General features: G+C 35.0%; 14 protein-coding genes. 10 read left to right on the top strand and 4 right to left on the bottom strand.

Annotated elements, in window-relative coordinates:
- The first annotated feature begins 206 nt into the window (after window positions 1-206).
- From NLG42_RS17720 to NLG42_RS17760, 9 genes are all read left to right on the top strand, one after another.
- Window positions 207-3,422, top strand: a complete 3,216-nt coding sequence (locus NLG42_RS17720) for a TonB-dependent receptor (RefSeq protein ID WP_099718443.1) — start codon at window positions 207-209, stop codon at window positions 3,420-3,422.
- A gap of 222 nt (window positions 3,423-3,644) precedes the next feature.
- Window positions 3,645-4,772 (top strand): NAD(P)/FAD-dependent oxidoreductase, encoded by a 1,128-nt coding sequence (locus tag NLG42_RS17725; protein ID WP_257681748.1) that lies wholly within the window; start codon window positions 3,645-3,647, stop codon window positions 4,770-4,772.
- Entirely contained in the window at window positions 4,773-5,486 is a 714-nt protein-coding gene (locus NLG42_RS17730) for a methyltransferase domain-containing protein (protein WP_257681749.1), read from the top strand.
- Window positions 5,483-6,535: a type III polyketide synthase gene (locus NLG42_RS17735; RefSeq protein WP_089056326.1), complete on the top strand. Its 1,053-nt coding sequence runs from the start codon at window positions 5,483-5,485 to the stop codon at window positions 6,533-6,535. The genes NLG42_RS17730 and NLG42_RS17735 overlap by 4 nt, the downstream gene beginning before the upstream one ends.
- A gap of 250 nt (window positions 6,536-6,785) precedes the next feature.
- Window positions 6,786-7,223, top strand: a complete 438-nt coding sequence (locus NLG42_RS17740; RefSeq protein ID WP_089056327.1) for a 3-hydroxyacyl-ACP dehydratase FabZ family protein — start codon at window positions 6,786-6,788, stop codon at window positions 7,221-7,223.
- The gene (locus tag NLG42_RS17745; RefSeq protein ID WP_257681750.1) at window positions 7,220-8,491 is read left to right on the top strand and encodes a beta-ketoacyl-[acyl-carrier-protein] synthase family protein; all 1,272 of its coding nucleotides are present in this window, start codon (window positions 7,220-7,222) and stop codon (window positions 8,489-8,491) included. Before NLG42_RS17740 ends, NLG42_RS17745 begins: the two co-directional genes overlap by 4 nt.
- 69 nt (window positions 8,492-8,560) lie before the next feature.
- The gene (locus tag NLG42_RS17750) at window positions 8,561-8,815 is read left to right on the top strand and encodes an acyl carrier protein (RefSeq protein ID WP_099718453.1); all 255 of its coding nucleotides are present in this window, start codon (window positions 8,561-8,563) and stop codon (window positions 8,813-8,815) included.
- The gene (locus NLG42_RS17755; protein ID WP_257681751.1) at window positions 8,812-9,309 is read left to right on the top strand and encodes a 4'-phosphopantetheinyl transferase family protein; all 498 of its coding nucleotides are present in this window, start codon (window positions 8,812-8,814) and stop codon (window positions 9,307-9,309) included. The genes NLG42_RS17750 and NLG42_RS17755 overlap by 4 nt, the downstream gene beginning before the upstream one ends.
- Before the next feature lie 233 nt (window positions 9,310-9,542).
- On the top strand, window positions 9,543-10,232 hold the full coding sequence (locus tag NLG42_RS17760; RefSeq protein ID WP_099718456.1) for a VIT1/CCC1 transporter family protein: 690 nt from the start codon (window positions 9,543-9,545) through the stop codon (window positions 10,230-10,232).
- Window positions 10,233-10,343: 111 nt separating this feature from the next.
- On the opposite strand, the gene NLG42_RS17765 is transcribed toward NLG42_RS17760, so the two are convergent.
- From NLG42_RS17765 to NLG42_RS17775, 3 genes are all read right to left on the bottom strand, one after another.
- Window positions 10,344-11,474 (bottom strand): efflux RND transporter periplasmic adaptor subunit, encoded by a 1,131-nt coding sequence (locus NLG42_RS17765; RefSeq protein WP_257681752.1) that lies wholly within the window; start codon window positions 11,472-11,474, stop codon window positions 10,344-10,346.
- Between the two features lie 4 nt (window positions 11,475-11,478).
- Window positions 11,479-15,858 (bottom strand): CusA/CzcA family heavy metal efflux RND transporter, encoded by a 4,380-nt coding sequence (locus NLG42_RS17770; RefSeq protein WP_257681753.1) that lies wholly within the window; start codon window positions 15,856-15,858, stop codon window positions 11,479-11,481.
- A gap of 85 nt (window positions 15,859-15,943) precedes the next feature.
- Complete coding sequence (locus tag NLG42_RS17775; RefSeq protein WP_244281205.1) at window positions 15,944-16,237, bottom strand: hypothetical protein; 294 nt, start codon at window positions 16,235-16,237, stop codon at window positions 15,944-15,946.
- A gap of 471 nt (window positions 16,238-16,708) precedes the next feature.
- Here NLG42_RS17775 and NLG42_RS17780 point away from each other — a divergent pair, with 471 nt between their 5' ends.
- Window positions 16,709-17,227 carry an endonuclease V gene (locus NLG42_RS17780; RefSeq protein ID WP_257681754.1) on the top strand — a complete coding sequence of 173 codons (519 nt, stop codon included), beginning with the start codon at window positions 16,709-16,711 and terminating at the stop codon, window positions 17,225-17,227.
- Window positions 17,228-17,496: 269 nt separating this feature from the next.
- Here NLG42_RS17780 and NLG42_RS17785 read toward each other — a convergent pair whose 3' ends face one another.
- A complete protein-coding gene (locus tag NLG42_RS17785; RefSeq protein ID WP_257681755.1) occupies window positions 17,497-19,824 on the bottom strand; it encodes a glycoside hydrolase family 20 protein in 2,328 nt (775 codons plus the stop codon).
- Between the last annotated feature and the right edge of the window lie 28 nt (window positions 19,825-19,852).

Raw genomic sequence — 19,852 nt, forward strand, 5'->3', positions numbered from 1 at the left:
CTAATCTACTTTAAACCTAACTCTAATCTATTAATTTTCATTGTTTTACATAAAGCATTGATTTTAAAGAGTTAAATCATTTTCATTAATATAACACCTTAGTAATTTTAAGATAACACTGAATAGTTTTATGATTTTAAGTTAACAAAAGCGTTAAATCCGATCGAAACAAACTGAGTTTCTTTGTCAAATAAAAACTAAAAATAATGACAAAACTAAAACTCTTTTTTTCGGCTTTAATGCTCCTTACCGTAGGAAACATTTTTGCTCAAATTACAACTTCATCTTTAACTGCAAAAGTTAATGACGGAACAGGTCCTTTAATTGAGGCCGAAGTTACTCTTACTCATTTACCTACAAACTCAGTTTACAAAGCTGTAACTGACAAACAAGGCCGATTCAGTTTCGAGAATTTAAGTGCTGGAGGTCCTTATGAATTAGAAATTAAAAGTGCAGACACTAAAGATTATTCAAATGCAAATATACATTTAGCTCTTGGTGACAACGATTTACCTGCTATTGTGGTAAATAAAGCAGATAATACTGTATTGGCAGAAGTTGTTATTACAAGCTCAAAACCTTCTTCTAAAAATAACGGAACTAATATTAACGAAAAACAAGTAAATGGTCTTCCGTTAATCAACAGAGGAATTCAGGATGTTACAAAACTAGTTCCTCAAAGTTCAAACAACTCATTTGCAGGAACCAATTTTAGATACAACAACGTAACTATAGATGGTTCTATCAATAATGATGCAATTGGTTTCAGTCCATCATTAGGCGGTCAATCTGGTACTTCTGGTATGCCGGGAAGCAGTACACGCTCAAACTCAATAAGTTTAGATGCAATACAAGATATTCAAGTTTATATTGCTCCTTATGATATTAAACTAGGAAACTTTTTAGGAGGAAGCGTAAATGCCGTTACTCGCAGCGGTACAAATACAGTAAGCGGATCTATTTACAGCTACGGAAGAAGCGCCGCAATCACGGGACCTAATAATGCAGGCGACGGCTCAAAAATGCCAAGTGCTTTTGGAGATTACCAAGTTGGTTTTAGATTAGGTCTTCCAATTGTAAAAGACAAACTATTCTTCTTTACCAATATGGAATATGCAGAGAGAACTGATCCTTTATTTTACAATGCAGGACAAACAGATGCAAACGGAAAAGTAACTTCGTTGATCGATAATGCGACCGCAGAACAAATATCAAATTTTGTTAAAACCAATTATGGTTTTGATCCAGGAACATATGGTTCTTACAACAACTTTTCTAAAAGTCAAAAATTCTTCAATAAATTAGACTGGAAAATCAGCAATAAACACTCTCTTTCATTAAGAAATAATACAGTAGTTTCTCAAGCTTCAAACCTAGAACGTGATGCGGCAAACTTTAGATTCTCTAGTATGGATTTTACACAAAAAAATCAAGCTGTCAGTACTGTTTTAGAATTCAAAAGTCATTTCAACAGCCAATGGTCAAACTCCTTCATTGCAAGTTATTCAGCTATTAAAGATTATCGTGATCCAAAATCAAGCAATATTATGTTTCCCCAAACAGAAATTGGTTATAATGGAGGAACAATATTCTTAGGAAATGATCGTGAAGCGACTGTTTTTAATATGAAACAAAACACAACTGAAATTACTGACAACCTAACGTACAAAACAGGAAATCATACTTTATTGTTTGGAACACACAACGAATTCTACGATATTAACTACGGTTTTGTAAATGCTCTTAACGGAAGAGTTTCTTATAAATCTCTTGCAGATTTCTATAACAAACTGCCTACTCGTGTTCGTGGTACTTATCCGTTCGACGGTTCAACAAGAGATGAGATCTTTAATAATCCTTATGCAAAATTCAAAGTAAACCTTTACAGTGTTTATGTACAAGATGAAATTAGAATTGGAAGTAAATTAAAAGTTACTCCAGGAGTAAGAGTTGATTATACAGATATGCCGACTAAGCCAAACTTAAGCCCGCAAGTTCAAAACTCTCCTGCCGATCCAAACTATGGAACTACATATTCTTACACGCCTTTAAGTCAAATAAAAAACAACTTCTTCAGCACAGCATTAATTTCGCCAAGAGTTGGATTTACTTATAATGTAGACGAAGACAAAACTCTAGTTATAAGAGGTGGTTCTGGAGTATTTACAGGAAGAGTTCCTTTTGCATGGTTAGGATATGCTTATTATAATGATGGTGTAGGTTACGGAAGCTACGATAAAAACAATCTAACTCCAGCTCAGGTAGCTGCTGCAGGAGATCCTTTAAAAGCTAATGGTTTAAACGGTTATCACGATGCAACACCAAAAGTACAAGCAGATTTAATTGATAATAAATTTAAAATGCCTGCAGTTTTAAGAAATACACTTGCAATTGATAAAATTATCGACGGTTATAAATTTACTACTGAAGGAATGTATACAAAAGTAATTCGTGACCTAGAGTTTCAACAAGTAAATAAAACAGATAATCCGTATTATTTCTCATACGATACAAATCATCAAATGCCTATTTACGCAGCAAACATCAATCCTGCATTTTCAAATGCTTACTTACTTTCAAATACAAGTAAAGGATATCGATACAGCATTACTGAAATGATTACAAAAACTTACGACTTTGGTCTTAACTTCATGGTAGCTTATACTTACGGAGATTCTAAAGATGTTACAAACGGAATTCGTAACTCAATGGAAAGTAACTTTCAAATGAACCAATCATTAACGCCAAATGATCCACAATTAGCAACTTCGAATTTCAATATTAAACACCGAATTGTTTCTAATGTTGGATATGCTGTAAAACTTGCTGATAATAATACTTTCTCTGCAAACGTGTATTTTAATGCACAATCAGGAAATCCATTCTCTTGGGGATTTGTAAACTCTACAATTGCAGGAACAGGACAAGCAGCAGGATTGGCTTATATTTTTAAAGATGCAGCGGAAGCAGCGAAATATATTGGAGTAAATGCAGCAGGAGTTCCTTCAGCTACAGCGGCACAGCAAGTTGCAGACTACGAAGCTTTCATTAACGGACATGATTATTTGAAAAGCAGAAGAGGAACATTCACACAAAGAAATGGCGATACTACACCATGGAACATTCAAGCTGATTTGAAATTAATGGACGAAATCAAAGTTAACAAAGTTGGTACATTCCAAATTTCTTTCAGCATGGCAAACGTTGGAAATCTAATCAACAAAGATTGGGGAAGAAGCTATTTTGTTCCAAATACCTATAATTCAACAGCAAGTCTTGGGTTAACAAAATCAGGAAATATTGGCGGAACTGCTACTGGCGATCCTACTTATACTTTCCAAAAACCTACGTCAGCACCATATACTGTAGATCAATTAGCCTCAAGATTCCAAGGACAGCTTGGACTTAGATATTCGTTCTAAAAGATTTTGTTTGATTTTTTTTGATTATCCTTCAGTTCCACCTTTAATGGAACTGAGGGATTTTTTTTTATCTAAATATGCGTCAAATTGAAGTAATCATTTAAAATACGTTTCAATCAGCGTTTTTGCGAAAGCGAATCAGTATTATCAGCTTCTAAAGTTAAGTCGAAATAAATTTAACACCTCCATCATTATTTAAGATTTAATGCTTAAATTGGTGATATGGAAACAAATCCGGATGTACTCATTATTGGCGGCGGACTAGCCGGTTTGACTGCGGCTATACATTTGTCTCAAAAGAAACTAAGAGTAATCTTGATCGAAAAATCCAGTTATCCTAGACACAAAGTCTGCGGTGAATATATCTCTAATGAAATCCTTCCCTATTTGCAATGGCTTGGCGCCGATGTTTCAGAACTAAATCCCACCAGCATTTCAAAATTTGAATTTACTGCCAGTAACGCGAAAAAAGCTTCTGCACCACTTCCACTAGGAGGTTTTGGCGTAAGCCGATATACACTCGATAATTTCTTATATCAAAAAGCATCAGCCCAAAATTGTACTATTATTAATGAGACTGTTACTAACGTATCTTTCAACGACGATACATTTACTATAAATACTTCAAATCAAACTTTTAATACTAAAATAGTTTTAGGTGCTTTTGGAAAAAGATCAAACATAGATCAAGTTTTGACAAGAAGCTTTATTCATAAAAAATCGCCTTGGTTAGCTGTAAAAGCACACTATTCTGGAAGTTTAGACGATGATCTTGTTGCGCTTCACAACTTTAAAGGAGGTTATTGCGGAGTTTCTAAAGTCGAAAATAACGTCATAAACATCTGTTATCTGGCAGATTATAAAACCTTCAAACAATACAAAAACATTGACGATTATCAGCAAAATGTACTTTATAAAAACAAACATCTTAAAGCCATTTTTGAAAACAGTAAAATACTCTTTGACAAACCGTTAACCATCAGTCAAATCTCGTTTGATAAAAAACAAGCTGTTGAAAACCATATTTTAATGATTGGCGATACAGCCGGACTTATTCATCCGCTTTGCGGCAACGGAATGGCGATGGCAATTCACAGTGCCAAAATAGCATCAGAATTAATCTTAGAATATTTTTCGGGACAGCAGATGTCTCGTGAAATATTAGAAAAAAAATATACCAAAGAATGGAATATTCATTTTGGAAAAAGAATGCTTTGGGGCCGATTTCTAGCCCAAATCTTAACTCATAAAACGATTACAAACATACTTGTTACAATAGCTGCAACGTTTCCTAAAGTAATATCAAGAATAATAAAACAAACACATGGCAAAACAATAGCAATTCAGTAAATGGCCGTAAGCACTCAATATAGAACACTCGCTCCTGAGATTATGGATGATTTTTCTCTTCAAGGAGAAGAACTTCAAGCTGCACTTGACCAAATTGCACGTATAAATCAATTGCTTGGCGGCAACAAACTTACTCTTCACGGAATAAAACAATTGCTAAAAAAAACGGATACTGCCAAAACAATAACAATTGCTGATATAGGCTGCGGCAACGGCGATATGCTGAGAATGCTGGCCAAATTTGGTAAAAAAAATAATCTCAAATTTAAACTTATCGGCATTGATGCAAACGCTTTTACAATAAAATATGCCCAAAATTTATCTAGAGAATATCCTAACATCCAATATTCCTGCGAAGACATTTTCAGTCCAGAATTTAAAAATTTAAAATATGATATTGTATTATGTACCTTGACTTTACATCATTTTACCAATGTCGAAATATTAAATATAATTACTACCTTTAATAATAATGTTGAGGTTGGAATTATTATTAACGACCTGCATCGCAGCAAACTAGCTTATCACCTTTTTGAATTGATCTGTGTTCTTTTTAGTTTGAATAAAATGTCGCGTGAAGATGGACTAGTATCTATTTTAAGAGGATTTAAAAAAAGTGATCTGGAAGAATTCTCAAAAAAACTAAACTTAAAAAACTATACCATAAACTGGAAATGGGCCTTTCGCTATCAATGGATAATTACTAAAACATGAGTGTAAAAATAGTAACAGTTGCCAAGCAGCTACCGCAATATTCAAGAGAAACGTCCGAAATAATTCCAATGCTGGAAAGTTGGCTTCACGGACAAGACGAACGCTTCATCAAAAAAGTCAAAAAAATATTTGAAGGCGCCGCCGTAGACAAACGTTACTCGATAATGGATCCTGAATCCGTTTTTACAGCAACCTCGTTTGAAGATAAAAATGATATCTATAGTCGGGAAGTTATTATACTGGGCGAACAGGTTTTGCAAAAAGCACTCAAAAAAGCCAATTGGAATCCCGAAACTTTAGACTATATCATTACAGTAAGCTGTACCGGAATAATGATTCCGTCTTTAGATGCGTATCTTGTCAATAAAATGAAATTAAGGCAAGATATTGTACGTCTTCCAGTAACCGAAATGGGTTGTGCGGCGGGAATATCTGGAATAATTTATGCTAAAAATTTCCTGAAAGCCAATCCCGGAAAACGTGCTGCAGTGATTGCTGTAGAATCGCCAACAGCAACTTTTCAGCTTGATGATTTTTCAATGCCCAATATCGTTAGCGCTGCTATTTTTGGCGATGGAGCAGCTTGTTGTTTATTGTCCTCCTACGAAGAAGATTCTGGTCCCGAAATACTCGATGAAGAAATGTATCATTTTTATGATGCTGAACATATGATGGGATTTAAACTCACAAATAATGGTTTAAAAATGGTTCTCGATATAGAAGTACCTGAAACTATTGCCTCCCATTTCGAAGATATTATTCATCCGTTTCTACAAAAGAATAATTTAAAAATTGAAAATATAGATCATATGATATTCCATCCTGGCGGAAAAAAGATCATTAATAAAGTGGAGTCACTTTTCTCAGAATTAGGAAAAAACATAAACTCAACTAAAGAAGTACTTAAACAGTATGGCAATATGTCGAGTGCTACAGTATTATACGTTTTAGAACAAATTATGGACGAAAATCCGCAAGCAGGAGAAAAAGGATTAATGCTCAGTTTTGGTCCAGGATTCTCGGCACAACGAGTTTTATTGCAATGGTAATATTGTATAAAACTAAACGCGGATTTTACTGATTCGCTTTCGCGAAAACACAGATTTAAACGGATTTTAAAATTGAAAAACGTTGATTTTTTATTCTAATTTAACTGTAAACAGAAAATTATAAACATTGCCCAAGGTTTCAACCCTGGGCTATAGAATAAAAAAAAATCTGTTTTAACCCGCATCTTTACGAAGTAAATCCGTAAAATCCGCGTTCAATCAAACATCAAATCATTAAAAAAAATAAATCATGATCTTAGAGAATATTATAGCACAGTTACCATACAGTAAACCTTTTCTATTTGTAGATGAATTACTTCAGGTCGATGAAAATAGTGTTATTGGAACTTATACTTTTAAAGAAGATCTTGATTTCTATAAAGGTCATTTTAAAGATAATCCTGTAACTCCGGGAGTAATTCTCACCGAAACGATGGCGCAAATTGGCATGGTCTGTCTTGGTATTTACCTCTTAGGGGATAACTTTAACAAAGACACCGTAATTGCTTTTACATCAGCTGATATGCAATTTTTAAAACCTGTTTATCCAAACGAAAAAGTAACAGTAACTTCTCAAAAAACATTTTTCAGATTTGGAAAATTAAAATGTGATGTAGTAATGACAAACGAAGCCGGGCAAGAAGTTTGTAAAGGCGTTTTGGCTGGTATGATTACAAATAAATTATGAGCAAACGAGTTGTAATAACAGGATTAGGCGTTGCCGCTCCAAACGGAGTTGGAATCACCGAATTTAGTCACGCCATAAAAAACGGAATATCAGGAATTCGGCACGATACTCAGTTGGAAGAACTTCAATTCTCTTGTCAGATAGCAGGAAAACCTGATATCTCTGAAGAATTAAAGGCGCAGTATTTTACAGAACTAGAACTTCGTGGTTTTAACAGCACAGGTATTTTGTATGGTGTTATTGCAGGTATCGAAGCTTGGAAAAATGCAGGATTAGCTATAGAGATTAACGAGGATCCTGATTGGGACAGTGGAATCATTTTTGGCTCTGGTACATCAGGAATTGATAAATTTCGCGAAAGCATTTATAAAATTGATGAACTTGAGGTTCGAAAATTAGGCAGTACTGTTGTGGCTCAAACCATGAATAGCGGTATTAGCGCTTATCTTGGCGGTAAATTAGGACTTGGTAATCAGATTACCACAAATTCGTCTGCCTGCTCAACAGGAACCGAAGCTATTTTAATGGCTTACGACCGCATTCAATCTGGACAAGCAAAACGTATACTCGCGGGAAGCACTGGCGACAGCGGACCTTATATTTGGGGCGGATTTGATGCGCTTCGTGTTTGCAGTTCAAAATACAACGATAATCCTGAGAAAGGATCACGACCAATGAGCGCCTCAGCTGCAGGGTTTGTACCTGCAAGTGGTGCAGGTGCATTAGTAATTGAAGATTTAGAAAGTGCCTTGGAACGTCGCGCGACTATTTATGCGGAAATATTAGGAGGGAATGTAAACTCAGGCGGTCAACGCGGTAACGGAAGTATGACAGCTCCCAACAGCACAGCTGTACAACGCTGCATAAGCGCCGCAATTAATAATTCTGGAATCTCTGCAGTTGATATTGATGCAATAAACGGACATCTTACCGCAACTACAAAAGACAGTCTTGAAATTGAAAATTGGACCAAAGCATTAGATCGAAAAGGAAATGATTTTCCGTATATCAATTCCTTAAAAAGTATGACCGGACATTGCTTAAGTGCCGCAGGAAGTATCGAAAGTATTGCCGCAACATTGCAAATTCATGAAGGCTTTATATTTGGAAATATCAATTGCGATGATCTTCATCCCGAAATTACTGCATTGATTGATCCATCTAAAATACCTTTAAAAACAATCGAAATTAGTCCAACTATAATTGCCAAAGCCAGTTTTGGTTTTGGTGATGTAAATGCCTGTATAATCCTTAAGAAATTTTCATAGCAGATTACAAATTATAGTAATAATTCAAATTCATTTGAAAAAAAACATAACCCAAAACTAAAAACCAATATGAACAGAGAAGAACTTATCGCTAAACTAAAATTGATTATAAAACCATATACAACCAATACCGAAGCGTATGACGACCTTAATGAAAATACTGATTTCATTAAGGATCTAAATATCAATTCGGCTAACTTGGTTGATATTGTGCTGGATATCGAAGAAAACTTTGATGTAGTAATTGATAATACCGATATGGAACGTATGCTTAATGTAAAAGCTGCCGTAGAAATCATAGAAACTAAGTTATCCGAAAAATGATTGGCAATGATGTTATAGATATTCAACAATCGCGACAGGAAAGCAACTGGCAGCGTAAAGGTTTTATACAAAAACTATTTGCACTAGACGAACAATTGCTCGTTTCAAATGCACCAAATCCAGAAATTATGGTTTGGCAGCTTTGGAGCATGAAAGAAGCGGCTTATAAAATTTATAACCGACAAACCAAAATAAGGGAATACATCCCGCAAAAACTCGTCTGTTCGATCACATCACAAAACCAGAATACTATTACAGGCATTGTTACTTGTTTTGAAAATGTTTATTATACCAAAACAACGCTTTCTAAAGACCATATTCATACTATTGCAGTCAATATTTTAGAAAATCTAAATGATGTGACAGAAATCGAAAGAAACTCTATTCTAAAAGATAAAAATGGTATTCCCTACTTGCTCACTTCTCAAAATACAATTCAGAGCGTATCAATAAGTCATCACGGACGATTTGAAAAAGTGGTGACTATTCTTTAAAGACAAATAAAAAGCTTTATTCTTTGCGATAAATATTTCACTTCTCTGAAGCTTATAAAAAACATTCCTTTTTAGATAATTCAGATGTACGATTCTAAATCATAGAAGTTTAAATATATAGTTAATTACCCCAAACAAAATTTATAAAATTTAGAATCATTCTAATAGCTTTTATCTATTTACCAAACGCTTTTTGAAGTAACTTCATAATGAAATAACTAAAGGCGTGCTATATGGAAGCTGAAAATCATTATATCAACAGAAGCGGCTGGCTTAGAGCAGCTGTTTTAGGTGCAAACGACGGAATTTTATCTACAACCAGTTTAGTTATTGGTGTTGCCGCCGCTACTACCACACGAGAGCCTATTTTGCTTGCTGCAATAGCAGGATTAGTAGCTGGAGCCCTTTCTATGGCAGCAGGAGAATATGTTTCTGTAAGCTCGCAATCTGATGTTGAAGCAGCCGATTTAAAAAGAGAAAGTCATGCTCTAAAAACCATGCCCGAAATTGAACTTGAAGAACTAACCGATATTTATGTACAAAGAGGATTAAGCAGACCTTTAGCACACCAAGTTGCTTTGGAACTAACTGCTTATGATGCTCTCGAAGCTCACGCCAGAGATGAGCTGGGAATAAACGAAATCACACAGGCAAATCCATTAATGGCCGCTTTTGCATCGGCAGTTTCCTTTATTGTTGGAGGATTACTTCCTGTTTTAGTAGCTATTTTTGCTCCCATACACGATATGGTATTTTATCAATATGCCTTTTCAATACTCTTTCTTGCTTTCTCAGGAATTTTGGCCGCTAAAGCAGGAGGTTCAAACATATTAAAAGCAGTACTTCGTATTTGTATTTGGGGAACTTTTGCAATGGTAATGTCGGCACTTGTAGGATATATTTTTGGTGTTCAGACTACTTAAAAGAAAAGAGCAGCCCAAATCTGGACTGCCCTCTTACCAACAATTAACTAAATAACTCTTTTAATCAATATCAATCTTTATGACTTTTTGACTTTCAAACTTTCGCCTTACTTATTCATCTCCGCCATTCATAAAAGTCATTAAAAGTGTGTAAGCATTCTTAATCACAATTTTTGAAGATTTATCAATAGCCGAAGATTTAATCTGACGGAAACCATCAGTCGTAGTTCCCGGTTCTACTGCAGCCATTTTGTATTGATTATTTCCGCTTAAAGCGAAAACAAAAAACTTGCCCTGCCATCTTACCACAGCATCTTCTGGAACTGTAATGGCTTTTTCGTTTTCAAATTCTGCTTCAGCATTAATAAAAAGCCCTGGAATTAATGCGCTATCATATTGGTTTACTTTACAAATAACTTCGGCCGCACGATCATCGTTAAGACTGCGATTTATATACGCGATTTTTGCAGGGAATTTCTTTGTAGGATTGGCATTCGTAAAAGCACTTACCGTTTGTCCTACTGAAAGCAAATGAATATCTTTTTCAAAAGCATTCATTACCAATACAATATCACTCATTTCCATCAATTCAAAAAGCATATCTGTTGGAGCAATATATTTACCCACATTTACATTTATCTTAGATACGACACCATTTATTGGCGAAACAATTGAAACCGTTTTACTGATATTTGAAGCTGAAAGCGTTTTTACATTAATCCCTAATAAAGATAATTTTTGTGCCAATGACGACATATATATACGCTGAGTCTGCATTTCTGTAGCCGTTTGTTCGTACAATTTATCACTGCTTGCCTTCTTCGCATTTAGTTCTTTTTGTCGGTCGTACTCGCTTTTAGCCAACTGAAACTTTTCTTTAGCCGTAAGATAATCTTGTTGCAGTTGTATGTACTGCATATCTTCGACAACCGCTAATAATTGCCCTTTTCGAACATGCATTCCTGCCATTAAATCTGTTTTTTTAATATAGCCGCCAAGCGGAATACTAACCGAAACAACACTTTTTGGCGGAACCGTCACAGTTCCCTGAAGCTGTAATATTCCTTTTACCGTTCTTTCTTCTGGATTTCCAACGACAAGTCCGGCATTTTTAATCTGTTCGCTGCTTAACTGAATGGTATTTTCTTGTTTTTGTACTGTTTCCTTCTCTTGATTCTTTTTATCACTGTTACAAGAAACCAGCAACAAAAGACCAAAAATCGTGATGATATATGTTTTCATTATGTTATAAATTAATGAGAGTTTGAAGATTTATGATCGCTTTATTGTAATCGTTGATTCTGTCTAGATATTCATTTTTGATGGTAATCGCCTGATTTACGACCAAAACCCATTGTAAATAATCAATATCTCCATTTTCCAGTTGGCTGTTTGCCGCATCAATAATAACAGTCGCATTTTTAAGTCCTTCATTCTCGTAATAATTAAGACTTTCTTTATACTTTTCGGCTTCACTAACTGCGTTAGCGATTTCTGTTGTCATTTCAACTTTTACCGATTCTGCCATCATCTTGTAATTTTCATATTCAATTTTTGCCGCTTTATTGCGTGAAGACTGACTCGAAAAGAATAACGGAATCGAAACTCCTAAATTCACATAACTAAACCTGTGACTGCTGTCATAATAAACTTCCTGTCCTGCATTACTTGTTTGCGTGCCAATAATGCTTAAATTATTATATCCTACAGTAATATCCGGCATTAGCTTAGCCTGTTCTGCTTTCCATTTCCATTTTGCAGCTTCTGCTTCATGATTCGAAAGTTGAATTTGTGGAAGTTCAGCTGTATTTATTTTTTCGTTTAATGAAATAGCAAAATCATGTTTGATGTCTGCCGAAATAGGAACATGCACTACACTATCCTGCAAGATTGTATTAAAAGATTTCAGCGTAATCGCAATATCTTTATTGACCATCGTAAGCTGATTCGTGTAAAATTGCCTTGCCGATTGAGAAGCGCTTTTTTCTAATACATTGGTTTCTCCTGCTTTATAACGTAAATCTGATTTTTGCTCCATTAATCTGTAAATAGAATCGGCGTAAGCCAATAATTCTTTTTTACTGTTGAGCCAGATATAGTAATAAAACAAGCTTCTCACATTCGATTTAATCTGTTGCGAAGTCAATTGCGAAGTTGCTTTGGCAGCATTATAATTTTCTTGCAGCGCTTTTTTCTGATTGCTGTATAAAGTAGGGAAAGCAAAAGTCTGACTCACGCCAAAACGAGAATCATTAACAGCACTGTTAAATTGACCATAATCAGCATCTAAAGCCAATTTTGGAATATCATAAGCTGATTTCTGCAATTGTTCTTTGGATTTTTCGTTAAGCTGAGCCGATTTAACTCTTCTGTTATTCTGAAGCGCAATCGACAAAGATTCGTCGAGAGAAACGGGCTTTTGCTGCGATTGCACTGAAGCCGTAACCAATAAAGCGACAAGTAATAAAGTCAGTTTATCCATTTTGTTTTTTTTGATTTTTTTCGAGAATACTTTAGTGTGATACGTCATTAAATAAATGGCCGGAAGTACAAAAAGAGTCAGCAAAGTAGCCGTTATCAATCCGCCAATAACTACTGTTGCTAATGGGCGTTGAACCTCTGCTCCTGCTCCATTACTTAGAGCCATTGGCAGAAACCCTAAAGAAGCTACCGCAGCCGTCATTAATACAGGACGTAATCTGTTTTTGGTTCCTGTAATGATAATATCAAACGGATCTGTAATTTCACCTTGTTTCTGTATTCGGTTAAATTCAGATATTAAAACAATTCCGTTTAAAACTGCCACTCCGAAAAGAGCAATAAAACCAACTCCCGCCGAAATACTAAAAGGCATATCACGCAAAGCCAAACCAAAAACACCACCAATTGCCGACAACGGAATTGCGGTAAAAATGATAATTCCTTCTTTAAACGATCTGAAAGCAAAATACAATAAAGCCAAAATCATAAACAAAGCTGCCGGAACCGCAACTCCTAAACGTGATTTTGCCTGTTGCAGATTCTCGAAAGTTCCGCCATATGTAATGTAATATCCGGGATCAAATTTGATCTGGCTGTTGACTTTTTTCTGTAATTCTTCTACAATCGATTCTACATCGCGGCCTCTTACATTAAACCCAACAATAATTCTTCTTTTCGCATCTTCACGCTGAATTTGGTTAGGTCCTTCTACTTCTTTTACCGAAGCTACCTGATACAACGGAATCTGCATTCCGGAACGCGTAGAAATTAATAGATTTCTAACATCCGAAATGTCTTTTCGTCCGCTCGCTTCAACTCTTACCACCATATCAAAACGTTTTTCGCCTTCGTAAATGCTTCCCGCTACAGCGCCTGCAAACGCAGCATTTACGGTTTGATTGATATCGGAAACATAAATTCCGTATTTCGCCATTTCTGCCCAATCATAATCAATTACGATTTGAGGCATTCCAGTTACTTTTTCGACATACAAATCTGTTGCACCTTCGACTGTTTTACTGATTGAACCTAATTTCTCCGCATATTCAGCAAGCTTGTTTAAATCTTCTCCGTAAATTTTACAAACCAAATCTTGTTTAGCTCCGGTCATTAATTCATTAAAACGCATTTGCACGGGAAACTGAAAACCAGTTGTAACTCCCGGAGCTGTTTGTTTTACAGTTTCAGTCATTTTATCTGCCAGTTCAGGAAATGAAGAAGCGCTTGTCCATTCTGATTTATCTTTTAACACAATAATCATATCTCCGCCTTCAATCGGCATTGGATCTGTTGGAATCTCCGCACTTCCAATTCTCGAAACTACTTTTTCAACTTCAGGATATTCTTTTTTAAGTGTATTCGAAATTTTCTGAATGGTTTCTGTTGTCGTCGAAAGATTAGTTCCTAACAACAATCGGGTTTCTACTGCAAAATCTCCTTCTTCTAACTGCGGAATAAATTCTCCTCCCATTCGGCTGAAAAGCAGTAAAGCAATTCCAAACAAAACAAAAGCCGAAATGACAATTCCTTTTTTCATCTTTAAAGCTTTGGTCAGCCAGTTTTCATAAAGTCCTTCCAATTTTGTCATAATTCGGTCAGAAAGATTGGGTTTATGACTAACTTTTTTGCTAATGAATAAAGCACTTACCATTGGAACGTAAGTAAGCGAAAGAATAAATGCTCCCAAAATAGCAAAGGCAACAGTTTGTGCCATTGGTTTAAACATTTTACCTTCAATTCCTTCAAGAGATAATATTGGGAGATATACAATCAGAATAATGATTTGTCCAAATACTGCAGCATTCATCATTCGTCCTGCAGAACCTGTGACTTCTTTGTCCATTTCTTCCTGCGAAATGGTATCAATTCCTTTGTATTTTTTGGCACTATGAATATGATGTAAAATCGCTTCAACAATAATAACGGCACCATCGACAATTAAACCAAAATCGAGAGCACCAAGGCTCATTAAATTTCCGCTTACGCCAAAGGTGTTCATCATAATAATGGCAAACAGCATGGCTAACGGAATCACAGAAGCTACGATAAATCCAGCTCGTAAATTTCCTAGAAAAAGTACCAGAACTAAAACCACAATCAAAGCACCTTCGATCAGGTTTTTCTCCACCGTACCAATCGCATTGTCAACCATTTTGGTACGATCTAAAAAAGGTTCTATTTTTAAACCTTTTGGCAGAATCTTTTCAATTTCGGCAACACGTTTTTTTACATTAACGATAACATTATTGGCATTTTCGCCTTTCAGCATCATCACAATTCCACCAACAGATTCGCCAATATCATCTGTTGTTAAAGCGCCGTAGCGTATCGCTGAGGACATTTTTACTTCGGCAATATCTTTGATTAAAATTGGAGTTCCTGCCTGCGTATTTTTGACAATAATATTTTGAATGTCTTTAATATTTCGCTTCAATCCAACACTTCGGATATACAATACAGTTGGTCCTTTTTCGATATAAGCTCCACCTGTATTTTCGTTATTACTGCTTAAGGCAGTAAAAACTTCTTTTATTGTCAGGTTTTGTGCTTTTAATCTCGACGGATTTACGGCAATTTCGTATTGTTTCAGCTTTCCTCCAAAAGTAGCTACATCAGCGATTCCGGGAGTTCCTAAAAGCTGTCTTCTAATTGTCCAGTCTTGAATAGTACGCAAATCTTCAAGTGAATATTTGGTTTCGTATCCAGGTTGCGGTTTTAAAACATATTGGTAAATTTCGCCCAAACCTGTTGTTGCGGGAGCCATTTCGGGAATACTGGCATTCTCTGCAATTTCTACTTTTTGCAAACGTTCTGCCACTTGCTGACGCGCCCAATACACATCGGTATCATCAGCAAAAACAATGGTTACAAGCGAAAGTCCGAAACGGGAAATACTGCGGCTTTCTTTAAGCTGCGGAATGTTGCTGATCGCTTGTTCAATCGGAAAAGTGATTAAACGTTCTACATCTTCTGCGCCCAAAGACGGAGCGGTTGTAATAATTTGAACCTGATTGTTGGTAATGTCAGGAACGGCATCAATTGGTAAACGGGTAACTTCAAAAACACCGTAGATAATCCACAGCAAGGTGAAGACACCAATCACCAGTTTATTTTTAACTGAAAATTGAATGATCTTATTGAGCATAATTTGATTTAATTTTTTAGAAATAATAATGTCATGGTTAAAACATCAAAATGTCTTAACCACAATAAAATCTTGGAAAATTAAATTATGCCAAAGGAGGTCTGAATACTGCAAATAATGCAGGATTAGAATAAAGGTTTGAAGTAAACGGAATTATGTCTGACGCTGAAAAATCAGCATTAAAAGGAATATCAAAAATGTGTTTTTCTGCGGGAACAAATACAAGCTGAAACGAAGCGCTCGAAATATGCTTAAACGGAAGCTGCATATCGCGGTCAGAATCATTATCGTTGATGTCTTCTCCCCAATAATGCATTTCTAAAAAATCAATAAAACTTACATTGTGTCTTTGCTGATGTTCATTGTAATGTTCAATCAATATGGGCAATTTATAAAACTGCTGAAAGAACCCAATATTGGATACAATGAGAAAGATGAATATGTAGACTATGATTTTTCGCACCACACAAATTTAGGCTATGTAATAAAATAATCCTTAACCTTAAGTAAGATCTAAGAAAGTTTTACCATTTTATAAGAATTCACTAATAGAAATTTAATTTATACCAGCATAATTTGTAAAATTATAAAATATTATCAATTTCGAAATACTTTTTTTTAGTTGTTATAGTACATTAATCTCTTTTTTACTTTGGATTTACCTATTCTGTTCTAAATCAAATTGAAAAAAATCTTATTCTCAGAATCTTAAATAGTGTTTGAATAATTTATTTCTGAACCTAAAATTAATTCTATATTCGCATTTATAAAACCAATGAAACATTACACAATAACGGATTGTTTATTTTCAAAACTAAAATAAAAATACTACCACAACCCAAAAAAAACTATGACCCACAAATCTAAAATACTGGCTTTTGATACTTATTATTTTGATGGAAAAGCCAAAACCGTTTGTCTTGAATTTTTAAACTGGAATGAAAGTAAAAATTATAAAGTTCACACAGAAATAATCGAAAATGTAGAGGACTATATTCCCGGAGAATTTTACCGCAGAGAATTACCTTGCATTCTTAGTTTGCTAGATAAAATTGATTTAAAAACGGTTCAGGTAATTATTGTAGACGGTTTTGTTTATCTAGATGATGATAAAAAGTATGGTTTAGGCGGACATTTATATGAAAAACTAAATAGAGAGATTCCAATTATCGGCGTTGCCAAAACTAATTTTGCTTCTATTGAAAATGATAAAAAAGCTTTGGTAAGAGGTGATAGCAAAAAACCATTATACGTTACAGCCATTGGTATTGACTTAGAAGATGCTTTCGAAAAAGTCGAAAGTATGGCAGGTGAATTTAGGATTCCGACTCTGTTGAAAGAAATGGATCGATTGACAAAGGAAATATAGAAAACTGGGCAGAAAATCAGCGAAACTGAGAAAACTCCAACAAAGGATTAAATCAAATAAAACAAAAAAGAGGTCAAATTTTGCGGCTTGCAAAACTGACCTCTTTTTTATACATCATTCAAATATAAAAGTATTTCTACTTTTTATAAGTAATAATCACATTATAATGTCGTGTTTTAAAATTAGAGAAAATGAGCAATACTTCGATTTTAATTATTATTGACCTTTTGACATTACGACTTTAAAACTTTCGACTTAGTTCCTATCACTTACTCTACCATAATTTCATCAACAAACAGCCAAGCCGATTGTCCTTCGCCTGGATGACCTTTAGGACACTGCCCTAAATTCTTGGCTGTAACGCGGACAAACTTAGCTTTTTGCTCTGCAAACTTAGCTGTAAAATCTTTTATTTGAATGTCCTTTTCAGAAGCTGCAATAGAGTTCGTCTCTGTTTTTACTTCTTTAAAAGTAACGCCATCTTGAGATATTTCAAATTTTACATATTGCGGCAGGAATATCCATTGGCTCCAATTTTGAATACATCCCAAAGTAATACTGCTTATTGATGTACTTGCTCCCAAATCTATGGTAGCTATTAGATCATTTTCATTGAAACCATGCCATTGTTTACCAATATCTTTTGTTCCTCTAAAACCATCAATTAATGTATTAACTCCGTTAGCACGATAATGACTGCTGTTGGCATTTGTGTAACTTATTGTTTTTCCAGTTGCTTTATTGAAGGTAAAAGATTGTTCTGCAGGTTTTGCACTCACTACTTTATTATTTATAACCGTGATTGCTTTTACGGTCATAGAACTATTTACTACAAATGGTTTTTCATATTTAATGCTGTTTGTAGATGGTGCGCTTCCGTCGGTTGTATAATAAATTACAGCCTCTATTTGATCTGTATCGAGTGCTATAAAAAGTTTATTGTTTTCGACTACAGGTTTAATATCTACTTTAAAATTTCCTTTTGAATAACGGATTCCTCTTTGCTCAAAACCTACTAAATGAGGTTGTAAACGTTCAGCAAAATTTTTCCAATCACGCTGCTCTTTTTTAGACCACAATACTTCAGCTAATGCAAGCATACGAGGCAGAATCATATATTTAACATGTTCTGCAGTACTTATATATTCTGTCCATAAATTGGCTTGTGCACCCAAAACACGTTTAGCTTCTTCGGTAGTTAATTCTACAGGAATTGGGTCATAATTATATACTTTTTTCAGCGTATTAAATCCGCCAATTGCAAGAGGCTCTGTTTCAGGATCACCTTGATAATGGTCAAAATAATATGGAGAACCTGGTGTCATCACTACATCATGTCCCATTTTTGCCGCTTCGATTCCGCCTGCCTCTCCGCGCCAGCTCATAACAGTAGCTTCTGGAGCCAATCCGCCTTCAAGAATTTCATCCCAACCAATCATTTTTCTGTTATTCGAAACCAAGAATTTTTCCATTCTGCGAATGAAATAGCTTTGTAATTCTTTTTCGTCTTTCAATTGTTCCGTTTTCATTCTGGCTTGACATTTAGCACAATGTTTCCAGCTCGTTTTGTCTACTTCATCTCCTCCAATATGAATATATTTTGAAGGGAAAATTGCCATTACTTCTGTTAATACATCTTGCAAAAAAGTAAAAGCCTGATCGTTTCCTGCACAATAATTACTTTCGACTTTACTGGCTAAGAAATTACCTGATTGTGCAAAATTATTCTTAGAATTACACGAAAGTTCTGGATATGCCGCCATTGCAGCTTCTGAGTGACCAGGCATTTCAATCTCTGGCACAACTGTAATATTTCTTGTTTTAGCGTAAGCTACAATTTCTTTGGCTTGTTCTTGAGTATAATAACCACCGTAAGTCGATTTGCGTCTGTCAGCATTAAACTCTATTTCAGCCCAATTCCATGATTTTCCCCAATCATCAACTCTCCAAGCGGCTTGTTGGGTAAGTTTAGGATACTTTTTAATTTCTAAACGCCAACCTGCTCCATCGACTAAGTGCCAATGAAAAACATTCATTTTGTAAGCTGCCAGTAAATCAATAAATTCTTTTACCAATTCTGGAGAAGCAAAATGACGGCTGACATCAAGCATCATACCTCTCCACTGAAAGCGTGGATAATCTTTTATTTCCATACTTGGAATTTGAACCAAATCATTTGTACGGCTAAAAGGCAGTGTTTGCAGTAAAGATTGCACGCCGTAAAATAATCCTTTAGACGTATTGGCTTTGATGTGAATTACTTTTGGATTTACAGAAAGTAAATATCCTTCGTCTCCAATTTCTTTGATTTTTTCGATACTAAAAACAATCTCTTTTCCACTTGTTTTAGTACTGTTTAATTCAAATCCTGTAACTCGTTTTACATATTCTTTAAAAAAGTGAACTACTTTTTCGGCAGCTGCATCTTTCTTATCAACTTTTATAAAAGTAGAATTATCAAAGGAAAAGCTGCCTTGTTTGATTTCTAAACTTACGGGTTGTGGTATTATATGAACGGACTCCTGCGCCTGCAAATGCATTGAAAAGCTCAATACAATTGCTAAAATTAAGTTTGTGGTTATTTTTTTGGTTTTCATTACTTGATATAATTAGCTAAAAGTTAAT

The sequence above is a fragment of the Flavobacterium plurextorum genome, from assembly GCF_024638035.1.
In the GTDB taxonomy this organism is placed as follows: Bacteria; Bacteroidota; Bacteroidia; order Flavobacteriales; family Flavobacteriaceae; genus Flavobacterium; species Flavobacterium plurextorum.